Origin of the sequence: Vibrio sp. 10N.261.52.A1 (assembly GCF_002876325.1) — a bacterium.
GTDB classification, from domain to species: Bacteria; Pseudomonadota; Gammaproteobacteria; order Enterobacterales; family Vibrionaceae; genus Vibrio; species Vibrio chagasii.
On record NZ_MCYD01000889.1, the window covers coordinates 1 to 12,964 of the forward strand.

At 45.2% G+C, this 12,964-nt stretch carries 14 protein-coding genes; all 14 read left to right on the forward strand.

The window, feature by feature from the left end:
- Positions 1-138: 138 nt before the first annotated feature.
- A complete protein-coding gene (gene mnmG / locus BCT81_RS19150; RefSeq protein ID WP_102425489.1) occupies positions 139-2,034 on the forward strand; it encodes a tRNA uridine-5-carboxymethylaminomethyl(34) synthesis enzyme MnmG in 1,896 nt (631 codons plus the stop codon).
- The gene (rsmG, locus tag BCT81_RS19155) at positions 2,034-2,666 is read left to right on the forward strand and encodes a 16S rRNA (guanine(527)-N(7))-methyltransferase RsmG (RefSeq protein ID WP_004739283.1); all 633 of its coding nucleotides are present in this window, start codon (positions 2,034-2,036) and stop codon (positions 2,664-2,666) included. The genes mnmG and rsmG overlap by 1 nt, the downstream gene beginning before the upstream one ends.
- Positions 2,667-2,680: 14 nt before the next feature.
- Entirely contained in the window at positions 2,681-3,454 is a 774-nt protein-coding gene (locus tag BCT81_RS19160) for a ParA family protein (protein ID WP_026084427.1), read from the forward strand.
- A gap of 23 nt (positions 3,455-3,477) precedes the next feature.
- Positions 3,478-4,359, forward strand: coding sequence for a ParB/RepB/Spo0J family partition protein (locus BCT81_RS19165; RefSeq protein ID WP_008224722.1), 882 nt, complete (start codon positions 3,478-3,480; stop codon positions 4,357-4,359).
- 191 nt (positions 4,360-4,550) lie between these two features.
- Positions 4,551-4,940: a F0F1 ATP synthase subunit I gene (locus BCT81_RS19170; protein WP_008221392.1), complete on the forward strand. Its 390-nt coding sequence runs from the start codon at positions 4,551-4,553 to the stop codon at positions 4,938-4,940.
- A gap of 8 nt (positions 4,941-4,948) precedes the next feature.
- On the forward strand, positions 4,949-5,746 hold the full coding sequence (gene atpB, locus BCT81_RS19175; protein WP_004739289.1) for a F0F1 ATP synthase subunit A: 798 nt from the start codon (positions 4,949-4,951) through the stop codon (positions 5,744-5,746).
- A gap of 51 nt (positions 5,747-5,797) precedes the next feature.
- Positions 5,798-6,055 carry a F0F1 ATP synthase subunit C gene (atpE, locus tag BCT81_RS19180; RefSeq protein ID WP_004411110.1) on the forward strand — a complete coding sequence of 86 codons (258 nt, stop codon included), beginning with the start codon at positions 5,798-5,800 and terminating at the stop codon, positions 6,053-6,055.
- Between the two features lie 59 nt (positions 6,056-6,114).
- A complete protein-coding gene (gene atpF, locus BCT81_RS19185) occupies positions 6,115-6,585 on the forward strand; it encodes a F0F1 ATP synthase subunit B (RefSeq protein WP_032498590.1) in 471 nt (156 codons plus the stop codon).
- A gap of 15 nt (positions 6,586-6,600) precedes the next feature.
- Positions 6,601-7,134 (forward strand): F0F1 ATP synthase subunit delta, encoded by a 534-nt coding sequence (gene atpH / locus BCT81_RS19190; protein ID WP_102425490.1) that lies wholly within the window; start codon positions 6,601-6,603, stop codon positions 7,132-7,134.
- A 13-nt stretch (positions 7,135-7,147) separates the two neighbouring features.
- Positions 7,148-8,689, forward strand: a complete 1,542-nt coding sequence (gene atpA / locus BCT81_RS19195; RefSeq protein ID WP_004739292.1) for a F0F1 ATP synthase subunit alpha — start codon at positions 7,148-7,150, stop codon at positions 8,687-8,689.
- Positions 8,690-8,737: 48 nt separating this feature from the next.
- Positions 8,738-9,604 (forward strand): F0F1 ATP synthase subunit gamma, encoded by an 867-nt coding sequence (atpG, locus tag BCT81_RS19200; protein WP_004739293.1) that lies wholly within the window; start codon positions 8,738-8,740, stop codon positions 9,602-9,604.
- A 51-nt stretch (positions 9,605-9,655) separates the two neighbouring features.
- The gene (gene atpD, locus BCT81_RS19205; RefSeq protein ID WP_004739295.1) at positions 9,656-11,059 is read left to right on the forward strand and encodes a F0F1 ATP synthase subunit beta; all 1,404 of its coding nucleotides are present in this window, start codon (positions 9,656-9,658) and stop codon (positions 11,057-11,059) included.
- Positions 11,060-11,077: 18 nt separating this feature from the next.
- Positions 11,078-11,500, forward strand: a complete 423-nt coding sequence (locus BCT81_RS19210; RefSeq protein ID WP_004739296.1) for a F0F1 ATP synthase subunit epsilon — start codon at positions 11,078-11,080, stop codon at positions 11,498-11,500.
- Positions 11,501-11,682: 182 nt separating this feature from the next.
- A partial coding sequence (gene glmU / locus BCT81_RS19215; RefSeq protein WP_102425491.1) for a bifunctional UDP-N-acetylglucosamine diphosphorylase/glucosamine-1-phosphate N-acetyltransferase GlmU occupies positions 11,683-12,964 on the forward strand: 1,282 nt, incomplete at its 3' end.

Genomic DNA, 12,964 nt, shown 5'->3' on the forward strand with positions numbered 1-12,964 from the left:
CTTTAAAGATCTTATCTATATTAATTAAAAACAGCTTAATCGAAAAATTCCAAAAACGTTTTCTCAAGCTATGAAAACAGGTAGAATATCGCTCCTTTTTATCAGTCTAGAAAACGTTTGAATACCTGAGGTCGGTTCATGCTTTATCACGAAAAATTTGACGTCATCGTTGTTGGTGGCGGCCATGCAGGAACGGAAGCCGCACTCGCATCTGCACGTACTGGTCAAAGTACGTTATTACTTACTCATAATATCGATACCTTGGGACAAATGTCTTGTAACCCAGCTATCGGTGGTATCGGTAAGGGCCACTTGGTGAAAGAGGTCGATGCAATGGGTGGTTTGATGGCGCAAGCCATTGATCATGCAGGTATTCAGTTCAGAACACTAAACGCGTCAAAAGGCCCTGCGGTTCGTGCAACTCGCGCTCAAGCAGACCGTGCACTCTACAAAGCCTTTGTTCGTAATGTCCTTGAAAACACGCCAAATCTAACTTTGTTCCAGCAATCGGTTGATGACCTGATCGTTGAACAGGATCAAGTGGTCGGTGTGGTCACTCAAATGGGCCTTAAGTTCCGTGCTAATGCTGTGGTACTGACGGTAGGGACATTCCTCGGCGGTAAGATCCATATTGGTATGGAAAGCTCTTCTGGTGGTCGTGCTGGCGATCCACCATCGATCGCTTTGGCTGACCGACTTCGTGATCTTCCATTTCGAGTTGATCGCCTGAAAACAGGTACACCTCCTCGTATCGATGCGCGCAGTGTTGATTTTTCTGAACTTGAGGTTCAGCACGGTGATAACCCAACACCGGTTTTCTCATTCATGGGCAGCCGAGCACAACAGCCACGCCAAATCCCATGCTACATCACGCACACCAATGAAAATACGCACGATGTGATTCGTGCCAACCTTGACCGTAGCCCGATGTACGCTGGCGTGATTGAGGGTATTGGTCCTCGCTACTGTCCTTCGATTGAAGACAAAGTGATGCGTTTTGCTGATAAAAACAGCCACCAAATTTTTATTGAGCCTGAAGGCCTAACGACACATGAGTTATACCCGAATGGTATCTCTACCAGTCTGCCGTTTGATGTACAGGTTCAAATTGTTCGCTCAATGAAGGGCTTCGAAAATGCTCACATCGTGCGCCCTGGCTACGCGATTGAGTATGATTTCTTCGATCCTCGCGACCTAAAACTGACTTACGAAACGAAGTTTATTAAAGGTCTGTTCTTTGCTGGTCAAATCAACGGTACAACTGGTTATGAAGAAGCAGCTGCGCAAGGCCTGATGGCTGGTTTGAACGCGAGTCTATTTACTCAAGGCAAAGAAGGCTGGAGCCCACGTCGTGACCAAGCTTACATGGGCGTTCTTATCGATGACCTATCAACCATGGGCACCAAAGAACCGTACCGTATGTTTACGTCTCGTGCGGAATACCGTCTGTTGCTTCGTGAAGACAACGCCGATATCCGTCTGACAGAAAAATCTCGTGAACTTGGTTTGATTGATGATGCACGTTGGGCTCGATTCAACGAGAAGATGGACAACATGGAGAAAGAACGTCAACGTCTGAAAGAGACTTGGATTAATCCAAAATCTGAAGATATTGGTGCGCTGAACCAGATCCTAAAAACCCCAATGTCTCGTGAAGCGAGCGGTGAAGATCTTCTGCGTCGTCCAGAAATGACTTATTCACAGCTGACGGCTCTGGATCGTTTTGCTCCTGCACTGGAAGATCAACAAGCGGCTGAGCAAGTTGAGATCCAAGTGAAGTATGAAGGCTACATTCAGCGTCAACAAGACGAAATTGAAAAATCACTGCGTCATGAAAACACCAAACTGCCTGCTGACATCGATTACAGCCAGGTAAAAGGGCTTTCTAACGAAGTGGTTCTAAAACTAACTAACGCTAAACCGGATTCAATTGGTATTGCTTCTCGTATTTCAGGTATTACACCTGCGGCAATTTCAATTCTACTGGTTTACTTGAAAAAACATGGCCTGTTGAAAAAGGGTGAGGAAGCATAATGAGCGTATTACGCGAAAAACTGGATCACCTGATTGGCCAGACTGACTTAGAAGTATCTGAAAAACAACGTAGCCAGTTGGTTGGCTACGTTGAGTTACTCAATAAATGGAACAAGGCTTACAACCTGACTTCGGTTCGTGACCCATTAGAAATGATGGTGAAACATATCTTAGATAGCATCATTGTTAGCACTCACTTACAGGGTAAGCGCTTTATCGATGTGGGTACTGGACCTGGCCTACCTGGGATTCCGCTCTCAATCATGAACCCAGACTGCGAGTTTTACTTGCTAGATAGCTTAGGTAAGCGTATTCGTTTCATTAAGCAAGTGGTTCATGAGCTGGGTATCGACAACGTTGTGCCAGTTCAAAGCCGTGTTGAAGAGTTTCAACCTGAAGAAAAGTTTGATGCAGTGCTCAGTCGCGCATTTGCGTCAATGACAGACATGGTAGAGTGGTGTCACCATTTACCTAAAGAGCAATCCGGTGTATTTTTGGCTCTTAAGGGACAACATCCTAGAGACGAAATTGACCTGTTACCTGAATGGTGTTCAGTGACAGATATCAAAGCTTTGCGAGTGCCAGAGCTTGACGGAGAGCGTCATCTAGTAACTTTATCGCGTCAGGGATAATCAGCGAGGCCATAGTGGGTAGAATCGTAGCAATTGCCAACCAGAAGGGCGGCGTAGGAAAAACAACAACTTGCATTAACTTAGCAGCATCAATGGCGGCAACTAAACGCAAGATATTGGTTGTTGACCTCGATCCTCAAGGTAATGCCACTATGGCGAGCGGTGTCGACAAATATCAGGTTGAAGCAACTGCTTACGATTTGTTGGTTGAAGACACCCCATTTGATGAGGTAGTTTGCCGGAGTACATCTGGCAATTATGATCTCATCGCCGCAAACGGTGATGTTACTGCGGCAGAAATCAAGCTAATGGAAGTGTTTGCGCGCGAAGTTCGCCTTAAAAATGCACTCGCATCCATTCGCGATAATTATGATTTCATCTTTATTGATTGCCCGCCCTCATTAAACCTTCTTACAATTAATGCCATGGCAGCTGCCGATTCCGTATTAGTTCCAATGCAATGTGAATACTTTGCTCTTGAAGGTTTGACTGCGTTGATGGATACCATCAGTAAGCTTGCGGCGGTGGTGAATGAGAACCTGAAGATCGAAGGTCTTCTGCGTACTATGTATGATCCTCGCAACCGCTTATCAAACGAAGTATCAGATCAACTCAAAAAACACTTCGGTAGCAAAGTCTACCGAACCGTGATCCCTAGAAATGTACGCCTTGCTGAAGCGCCGAGTCACGGCAAACCAGCAATGTACTACGACAAATATTCCGCTGGTGCTAAGGCATATCTTGCTCTTGCAGGCGAAATGTTGCGTCGTGAAGAAGTCCCAGTATAGGTCTAACCAAAGGAATTCGCTCAATGTCTAAGCGTGGTTTAGGAAAAGGGCTAGATGCACTGCTTGCAACTAGCTCATTGGCTCGTGAAAAACAGCAAGTCGCTTCTCATAGTCAGGCGTTATCGGCTGATGGAGAGCTAACAGAATTGGCTGTTGGTAGCTTGAAGCCAGGTGTTTATCAACCGCGTAAAGATATCGCGCCTGAAGCGCTAGAAGAGCTAGCGGCTTCCATTCAATCTCAAGGCATCATCCAACCAATCGTTGTGCGTCCATTAGCGCAAGATCAGTATGAGATTATTGCGGGTGAGCGTCGTTGGAGAGCTGCTCGTCAAGCGGGCCTTAAGCAAGTACCGTGTCTTATCAAGCGAGTGGAAGACAAAGCCGCGATTGCGATGGCGTTAATCGAGAATATTCAGCGTGAAGATCTGAATGTTATTGAAGAAGCACAAGCGCTAGAGCGCTTACAGAATGAATTTGAACTGACGCACCAGCAAGTCGCTGATGTGATTGGTAAATCGAGAGCAACGGTTAGTAACTTATTACGTCTAAATCAGCTCGAAAATGAAGTAAAAGGTTTAGTTTCCAACAAACAACTGGAAATGGGGCATGCTCGAGCACTGCTTGCGCTTGAAGGTGATACCCAGGTTGAGGCTGCGAACACTGCGGCGACCAAAAACATGACCGTGCGTCAAACTGAACAACTTGTTAAAAAGTGTTTAAAACCAGACGTTGAGCCAGAATCGAAGCCTGAAGACACAGAAGCTATCGAACTTTCGCGAAGACTCACGGAAAAATTACAAGCAAACGTTTCAGTTACTCGTTCTGTTAGCGGTAAGTCAAAAGTGACAATTACTCTTGATGAGCCTCACAAATTAGAGCAACTTATTGCTAAATTAGAGTACTAAATGAGATAATTGATTTAGGTCAATTATGTAATAAACAAGTAATTTCGTACAAAAGTTGTCGGTTTGTATGCAAAAATGTAAATGATTGCAGCGTTCTTATTGCAATCGATTTGGCTGAACGTATAATTTTCGCCAATTTCTCAGCACGCTTTTTAGCGAGTGGTAAAGTGGGCTTAAAGAGGAACGAATACATGGTAGCGGCGTTAGCAAGACCAGGACGAGTGCTTGCAAAGCAAATGTTATTGATCGAGCTTAGCGCGGTTATATTAGTGGCGATAGGGTTAGGTTTAGCTGTTAATCCTGACTGGGGTTTTGCTGCATTAATCGGTGGCGGCATTTTTGTCATCGCGAATGTGGTTTTTTGTGTGTGTGCTTTCCTTTTTTGTGGAGCTCGCGCGACTAAGTTAGTTGCGGCGTCGTTCTATGCTGGCGAAGCGCTAAAAATCCTAATCACAGTTCTACTATTCTCTATTGTCTACATGTATATGCAGGTGGAGTTAATTCCCCTCAAACTGACCTATTTACTGGTTCTTGGTATTAATATCTTTGCGCCAGTGCTTTTCATTAACAATAAGAAATAGGACGAGTTATGGCTGCGGCAACAGCATCCGGATACATTGAACACCACTTACAGAATCTATCTTTAGCTAAGTTAGGTTTTGTAGAGGAGACAAGTTTCTGGAACGTACATATAGACAGTCTGTTTTTTTCGGTGTTGACAGGGATGTTATTCCTTTGGGTTTTTCGCTCAGTCGCTAAGAAAGCAACAGTAGGTGTACCTGGTAAGCTTCAGTGTTTTGTAGAAATGGTAGTGGAATTCGTTGGCGACAACGTTAAAGAAACTTTCCATGGCCGCAACCCGCTGATTGCCCCATTAGCACTGACTATATTCTGCTGGATTATTTTAATGAACTTGATGGACTTAGTGCCAATCGATTTCTTACCATATCCTGCAGAGCATTGGTTAGGTATCCCTTACTTGAAAGTGGTTCCTACAGCTGATGTAAATATAACCATGGCAATGGCTCTAGGTGTTTTTGCTCTGATGATCTACTACAGCATCAAAGTAAAAGGCTTGGGCGGATTTGCTAAAGAATTGGCACTGCATCCATTTAATCACCCAATCATGATTCCATTTAACTTGGTACTTGAGGTAATTTCGCTTCTGGCGAAGCCACTATCTCTAGGTATGCGTTTATTTGGTAATATGTTTGCGGGTGAGGTGGTGTTTATTCTTATCGCGGCAATGCTACCGTGGTACTTACAATGGGTAGGTGCACTACCTTGGGCTATCTTCCACATCTTGGTTATTTTGATTCAAGCATTTGTTTTCATGATGTTGACAATTGTTTACTTATCAATGGCTCACGAAGATAGTGATCACTAAAAAAAATTTTTAAGCTTTATTCTAACTATTAATGTTAATCGGAGAACGTAAATGGAAACTGTACTAAGTTTTTCAGCAATCGCTGTTGCTATTATTGTTGGTCTTTGTGCCGTAGGTACTGCAATTGGTTTTGCTATTCTTGGTGGTAAATTCCTAGAAGGCGCTGCGCGTCAACCTGAAATGGCTCCTATGCTACAAGTTAAGATGTTCATCATCGCTGGTCTACTGGATGCTGTTCCAATGATCGGTATCGTAATCGCACTACTATTCACGTTTGCTAACCCATTTGTTGGTCAACTAGCAGGCTAATTAACTCTTTAATAGTTAATTAAATTTTTGTAGTTGATTCTTAACGAGGGGTAGCTGTTGTGAATATGAACGCAACTCTGCTAGGTCAAGCAATTGCTTTTTCACTGTTTGTTTGGTTCTGCATGAAATATGTATGGCCACCAATCATGCAAGCAATTGAAGAGCGTCAGAAGAAAATTGCTGACGGTCTAGTAGCCGCTGAGCGCGCTGCTAAAGACTTGAACCTGGCACAAGCCAACGCTTCTGAGCAAATGAAAGAAGCAAAGCGCACTGCAACTGAGGTTATTGAACAGGCAAACAAACGTAAAGCTCAAATTATTGATGAAGCTCGCGAAGAAGCTCAGGCAGAACGCCAGAAAATCTTAGCGCAAGCTGAAGCAGAACTTGAAGCTGAGCGCACACGTGCCCGTGATGACCTGCGCAAACAAGTCGCAACTCTGGCTATAGCTGGTGCTGAGAAGATCCTTGAGCGTACGATCGATAAAGACGTACACAAAGACCTTCTTGACAACATTACTGCAAAACTTTAAAGCAAGGGGCTGTATATGTCTGATTTGACAACAATCGCACGCCCCTATGCTAAAGCAGCTTTTGACTTTGCGGTAGAGAAAGGTGAGCTTGACCAATGGAGTCAAATGCTCTCTTTTGCTGCCGAAGTGGCACAAAACAATGATATCCACAATCTACTAAGCAGTTCTCTAACTGCTGAAAAATTAGCGGAAGTATTCATTGCAGTTTGTGGCGAACAATTTGATGAATTCGGCCAGAACTTGATAAAAGTGATGGCAGAGAATGGCCGATTAATGGCTTTTCCTGATGTTTGCAAAGAGTTCTTATTGCTCAAACAAGAGCACGAGAAAGAGATCGATGTTGAAGTTACTTCAGCGGTTGAACTTTCTGAAGAACAACGCGCAGATATCAGCAGCAAATTGGAACTGCGCCTAGCGCGCAAAGTACAGCTGAATTGCAGTATAGATGAGACTCTGCTTAGCGGAGTTATTATTCGAGCCGGAGACCTAGTCATCGATAACTCAGCGCGTGGTCGACTAGACCGCCTGAGCGATGCATTGCAGTCTTAATGGGGATTGGAGCATGCAACTTAATTCCACTGAAATTAGCGATCTAATTAAACAACGTATTGAATCTTTCGACGTTGTTAGTGAAGCTCGCAATGAAGGTACTATCGTTTCGGTAAGCGATGGCATCCTTAGCATTCACGGCCTAGCGGACGTGATGCAAGGTGAAATGATTGAACTACCGGGTGGCCGTTACGCGCTAGCACTTAACTTGAACCGTGATTCGGTTGGTGCTGTTGTAATGGGCCCATATGCTGACCTACAGGAAGGCATGAAAGTTACAGGTACTGGCCGCATTCTTGAAGTGCCAGTAGGTCCAGAACTACTTGGTCGTGTTGTAAACACACTAGGTGAGCCAATTGATGGTAAAGGTCCTATCGAAGCGAAACTAACTTCGCCTGTAGAAGTAATTGCACCAGGTGTAATCGACCGTAAATCGGTAGATCAACCTGTACAAACTGGTTACAAGTCTGTTGACTCAATGATCCCAATCGGTCGTGGTCAACGTGAACTAGTAATCGGTGACCGTCAAACTGGTAAAACAGCGATGGCGATCGATGCGATTATTAACCAAAAAGATTCTGGTATTTTCTCTATCTACGTAGCAATCGGTCAGAAAGCATCGACTATCGCTAACGTAGTTCGCAAACTAGAAGAGCACGGCGCGCTAGCAAACACTATCGTTGTTGTTGCATCTGCTTCTGAATCTGCAGCGCTACAATACCTAGCGCCATACGCAGGTTGTGCGATGGGTGAATACTTCCGTGATCGCGGTGAAGATGCACTGATTGTTTATGATGATCTATCTAAGCAAGCTGTAGCTTACCGTCAGATCTCGCTACTACTTAAGCGTCCACCAGGTCGTGAAGCATTCCCTGGTGATGTTTTCTACCTTCACTCTCGTCTACTAGAGCGTGCTGCTCGTGTAAGCGAACACTACGTAGAAACATTCACTAAAGGTGAAGTGAAAGGCAAGACTGGTTCTTTAACTGCTCTTCCTATCATTGAAACGCAAGCTGGTGACGTATCTGCATTCGTACCGACGAACGTAATCTCGATTACCGATGGTCAGATCTTCCTACAAACTGAGCTATTCAACGCGGGCGTACGTCCAGCTGTTGACCCTGGTATCTCAGTATCTCGTGTAGGTGGTTCAGCGCAGACTAAAATCATCAAGAAGCTATCTGGCGGTATCCGTACAGCTCTAGCACAGTACCGTGAACTAGCGGCATTCGCACAGTTCTCGTCTGACCTTGATGAAGCGACTAAGAAGCAGCTAGACCATGGTCAAAAAGTTACAGAGCTAATGAAGCAGAAGCAATACGCTCCTATGTCTGTATTTGACCAAGCACTTGTAATCTTCGCTGCAGAGCGTGGTTACCTTCAAGATGTAGCGCTTGATAAGCTGCTAGATTTTGAAGCTGCTTTACTATCGTTTGCTCGCGGTCAATATGGCGATCTAGCTACACAGATCGACACAACGGGTGCTTACAACAATGATATCGAAGCTGAGCTGAAGAAGCTTGTTGACGATTTCAAAGCAACCCAGACCTGGTAATTGGTGGGTGGCCTTCGGGTCACCTCATACCATTAACGGAGAGTAACGATGGCCGGCGCAAAAGAGATACGTAATAAAATCGGTAGTGTTAAAAGCACACAGAAGATTACGAAAGCAATGGAAATGGTAGCAGCTTCAAAAATGCGTCGTTCTCAAGACGCAATGGAAGCTACTCGTCCATATGCAGAAACAATGCGTAAAGTGATCGGTCATTTGGCTAACGGTAGCCTTGAGTATAAGCATCCTTATCTTGAGGAACGTGAAGCCAAACGTGTTGGTTACATCATCGTTTCTACAGACCGTGGTCTATGTGGCGGCTTGAACATTAACTTGTTCAAGAAAGCTATGTTAGACATGAAAGACTGGTCTGAGAAAGGTGCTGAAGTTGAACTGGCAATTATCGGTTCAAAAGCAACAGCATTTTTCAACAACAGCGGCGCGAAAGTAGCAGCTCAAGTTTCTGGCCTAGGCGATAGCCCAAGCCTTGAAGACTTAATCGGCTCTGTAAGCGTAATGCTAAAGAAATATGATGAAGGTGAATTGGATCGCCTGTTCGTAGTGTTCAACAAGTTTGAAAACACTATGGTACAAGAACCAACGATCGATCAATTACTTCCTTTGCCTAAATCAGATAGCGAAGACATGCAGCGCGATCATGCTTGGGACTACATTTATGAGCCTGAGCCAAAACCACTACTAGATGCACTATTGGTTCGTTACGTCGAATCTCAAGTGTACCAAGGTGTGGTAGAGAACCTTGCTTGTGAGCAAGCGGCTCGAATGATTGCAATGAAAGCTGCAACCGACAACGCTAGCGACCTAATCGATGATTTAGAGCTTGTGTACAACAAGGCGCGTCAAGCGGCTATTACACAAGAACTTTCTGAAATCGTTTCAGGCGCAGCAGCGGTTTAATCGCTTATTCGTTTTAAGCTTAGGTAAAACTAAATAGTTAGAGGATTAACGATGGCTACAGGTAAGATCGTACAGATCATCGGTGCGGTAGTCGACGTAGAGTTCCCACAGGGCGAAGTACCTCGTGTATACGATGCTCTGAATGTTAATGAAGTGAAAGAGCGTCTAGTTCTTGAAGTTCAGCAACAACTTGGCGGTGGCGTAGTTCGCGCAATCGTAATGGGTAGCTCTGATGGTTTACGTCGTGGTTTGACAGTAGAAAATACTGGCGCTCCAATCTCAGTACCAGTAGGTACTAAGACCTTAGGTCGTATCATGAACGTTCTAGGTGACGCGATTGATGAGTGTGGTGAAATCGGTGCAGAAGAGCACTACGCAATTCACCGTGAAGCTCCAAGCTACGAAGAACAGTCTAACGAGACAGCTCTTCTAGAGACGGGTGTTAAGGTAATCGACTTGGTTTGTCCATTCGCTAAGGGTGGTAAAATCGGTCTATTCGGTGGTGCAGGTGTAGGTAAGACCGTTAACATGATGGAACTTATCAACAACATCGCACTTCAACACTCTGGCCTATCTGTATTTGCAGGTGTAGGTGAGCGTACTCGTGAAGGTAACGATTTCTACTTTGAGATGCAGGAAGCAGGCGTTGTAAACGTTGAAAAACCTGAAGAATCAAAAGTAGCGATGGTTTACGGTCAGATGAACGAGCCACCAGGTAACCGTCTACGTGTTGCACTGACTGGTCTAACAATGGCTGAGCGTTTCCGTGACGAAGGTCGTGACGTTCTACTATTCGTAGATAACATCTACCGTTACACGCTTGCAGGTACTGAGGTATCAGCACTTCTAGGCCGTATGCCTTCTGCGGTAGGTTACCAACCTACTCTTGCGGAAGAAATGGGTGTTCTACAAGAGCGTATCACGTCAACTAAGCAAGGTTCTATCACGTCTGTACAGGCGGTATACGTACCTGCGGATGACTTGACTGACCCGTCTCCAGCAACAACGTTCGCGCACTTGGATGCAACGGTTGTACTTAACCGTAACATCGCAGCTATGGGTCTATACCCAGCGATCGACCCGCTAGATTCTACTTCTCGCCAACTGGATCCATTGGTAGTTGGACAAGAGCACTACGACATCGCTCGTGGCGTTCAGTCTACACTTCAGCGCTATAAAGAGCTGAAAGATATCATTGCTATCCTAGGTATGGACGAGCTATCTGAAGAAGATAAGCAAGTAGTATCTCGTGCTCGTAAGATTGAGAAGTTCCTTACTCAGCCTTACCACGTAGCGGAAGTATTTACTGGTGACCCAGGTGTTTACGTACCTCTAAAAGAGACTCTACGTGGCTTCCAAGGTCTACTATCTGGTGAATACGATGACATTCCAGAGCAAGCGTTCATGTACTGCGGTACTATCGACGAAGCTATTGAGAATGCTAAGAAGCTATAAGGCTAACTAGGAGGCGATATGGCAGCAATAACCTTTCACCTAGACGTAGTAAGTGCAGAGAAAAAGCTTTTCTCTGGTCTTGTTGAGACGTTTCAGGTGACCGGTAGTGAGGGTGAGCTTGGTATTTTCCATGGTCATACTCCACTGCTGACCGCTATCAAGCCTGGTATGGTGCGTATTGTTAAGCAGCACGGCCACGAAGAAATCATTTATGTTTCTGGTGGTATGGTAGAAGTTCAGCCTGGTACAGCGACTGTACTGGCTGATACAGCTATCCGTGGTGAAGAGCTAGACGCAGCAAAGGCGGAAGAAGCTAAACGCAAGGCTGTGGAGAATATCCAAAATCAGCATGGCGACATAGACTTCGCACAAGCGGCCGGTGAACTGGCTAAAGCCATTGCTCAGTTACGAGTTATCGAACTGACAAAACAGCGCCGTTAATCTTTTATAAGATTATTGGTTCTGAGCTAAAGGCGACCTAAGGGTCGCCTTTTTGTTTTTTTGCATTCTCATAAGTATACGTTTACGTATCACTACCGATTAAATGGTTATTCCAATTTAAGTTTTTGTCTCAAAACGGTTACAATATCAGCTTAATAAAAATTACGTCGGATAGGTTTACAATGAAGTTTAGCGCGGTAATTCTTGCAGCGGGCAAAGGTACTCGCATGTACTCAAACACACCAAAGGTTCTGCATACTCTTGCGGGTAAACCAATGGTGAAGCATGTGATCGATACCTGTAATGGTCTAGGCGCTCAAAATATCCACTTGGTTTACGGCCATGGTGGTGACCAGATGAAGGCTACTTTGGCTGAGGAATCGGTAAATTGGGCACTGCAAGCAGAGCAGTTAGGTACAGGTCACGCGGTTGATCAGGCATCAGCACATTTTGCTGATGATGAGAAAGTACTGGTACTTTACGGTGATGTTCCTCTTATCTCGCCTGAAACTATTGAAAACCTATTAGACGCTCAACCAAACGGTGGTATTGCACTACTTACGGTTGTGCTGGATAACCCAATGGGTTACGGCCGTATCATTCGTCGCAATGGCCCAGTAGTGGCTATCGTTGAACAAAAAGATGCAACGGATGAGCAGAAGCTGATCAAAGAGATCAACACTGGCGTTATGGTTGCGACAGGTGGTGATCTCAAGCGTTGGTTGTCAGGTCTAAGCAATGACAACGCGCAAGGCGAATACTACCTAACTGACGTTATTGCCGCTGCTCACGATGAAGGTCGTGCGGTAGAAGCGGTACATCCAGTTAGCCCAATTGAAGTTGAAGGCGTGAACGATCGCTCTCAACTGGCTCGTCTAGAGCGCGCTTACCAAGCTGAGCAAGCAGACAAGCTATTGAAGCAGGGCGTTATGCTACGCGACCCTAGCCGCTTTGATCTACGTGGCGAACTGCAATGTGGTATGGACGTTGAGATCGACACCAACGTTATTATTGAAGGCAGCGTAAGCATTGGTGATAACGTGGTTATCGGCACTGGCTGTGTACTAAAAGACTGCGAAATTGATGACAACACGGTTATTCGCCCATACAGCGTAATTGAAGGTGCTACTGTTGGTGAAGACTGCACAGTTGGTCCATTTACTCGCCTACGTCCAGGCGCTGACATGCGCAATGATTCGCATGTTGGTAACTTTGTTGAAGTGAAGAACACTCGTCTTGGTGAAGGCTCTAAAGCGAACCACCTTACTTACTTAGGTGACGCAGAGATTGGTCAGCGTGTTAACGTTGGTGCAGGTGCTATTACTTGTAACTACGATGGTGCGAATAAGTTTAAGACCATCATTGGCGATGACGTATTCGTTGGCTCTGATAGCCAATTGATCGCGCCTGTTACTATCGGTAATGGTGCGACAGTGGGTGCTGGTTCTACGGTAACACGTGACG

Excerpts from the sequence above, each read along its gene's own strand:
- mnmG (WP_102425489.1), top strand. The coding sequence starts at position 139 with ATGCTTTATCACGAAAAATTTGACGTCATCGTTGTTGGTGGCGGCCAT.
- rsmG (WP_004739283.1), top strand. The coding sequence starts at position 2,034 with ATGAGCGTATTACGCGAAAAACTGGATCACCTGATTGGCCAGACTGAC.
- BCT81_RS19165 (WP_008224722.1), top strand. The coding sequence starts at position 3,478 with ATGTCTAAGCGTGGTTTAGGAAAAGGGCTAGATGCACTGCTTGCAACT.
- BCT81_RS19170 (WP_008221392.1), top strand. The coding sequence starts at position 4,551 with ATGGTAGCGGCGTTAGCAAGACCAGGACGAGTGCTTGCAAAGCAAATG.
- atpB (WP_004739289.1), top strand. The coding sequence starts at position 4,949 with ATGGCTGCGGCAACAGCATCCGGATACATTGAACACCACTTACAGAAT.
- atpE (WP_004411110.1), top strand. The coding sequence starts at position 5,798 with ATGGAAACTGTACTAAGTTTTTCAGCAATCGCTGTTGCTATTATTGTT.
- atpH (WP_102425490.1), top strand. The coding sequence starts at position 6,601 with ATGTCTGATTTGACAACAATCGCACGCCCCTATGCTAAAGCAGCTTTT.
- atpA (WP_004739292.1), top strand. The coding sequence starts at position 7,148 with ATGCAACTTAATTCCACTGAAATTAGCGATCTAATTAAACAACGTATT.
- atpG (WP_004739293.1), top strand. The coding sequence starts at position 8,738 with ATGGCCGGCGCAAAAGAGATACGTAATAAAATCGGTAGTGTTAAAAGC.
- atpD (WP_004739295.1), top strand. The coding sequence starts at position 9,656 with ATGGCTACAGGTAAGATCGTACAGATCATCGGTGCGGTAGTCGACGTA.
- BCT81_RS19210 (WP_004739296.1), top strand. The coding sequence starts at position 11,078 with ATGGCAGCAATAACCTTTCACCTAGACGTAGTAAGTGCAGAGAAAAAG.